The sequence below is a fragment of the Bacillus cereus group sp. BfR-BA-01382 genome (assembly GCF_022663475.1).
Classification (GTDB): Bacteria; Bacillota; Bacilli; order Bacillales; family Bacillaceae_G; genus Bacillus_A; species Bacillus_A thuringiensis_S.
Map to the genome: position 1 here is coordinate 1 of NZ_JAKUFQ010000352.1, position 284 is coordinate 284.

The following is a 284-nucleotide window of genomic DNA, read 5'->3' on the forward strand; positions in this document are numbered from 1 at the left end:
TAGTAAGATCCCTGAAAGATGATCAGGTTGATAGGTTCGAGGTGGAAGCATGGTGACATGTGGAGCTGACGAATACTAATAGATCGAGGACTTAACCATATAATATGAAGCGATGTTATCTAGTTTTGAAAGAATATAAAAAACTTGTTGACTTTAAAAGTTAAATGAGTTACAATGATTCTTGTCTTAAATGAATACAGTCTGGTAATGATGGCAGAGAGGTCACACCCGTTCCCATACCGAACACGGAAGTTAAGCTCTCTAGCGCCGATGGTAGTTGGGAC

2 rRNA genes are annotated in these 284 nt (G+C 39.4%); both read left to right on the plus strand.

Annotated elements, in window-relative coordinates:
* Window positions 1-99: ribosomal RNA gene (locus tag MR160_RS34295) — 23S ribosomal RNA — on the plus strand; the annotation flags it as partial.
* A 101-nt stretch (window positions 100-200) separates the two neighbouring features.
* Window positions 201-284: ribosomal RNA gene (gene rrf / locus MR160_RS34300) — 5S ribosomal RNA — on the plus strand; the annotation flags it as partial.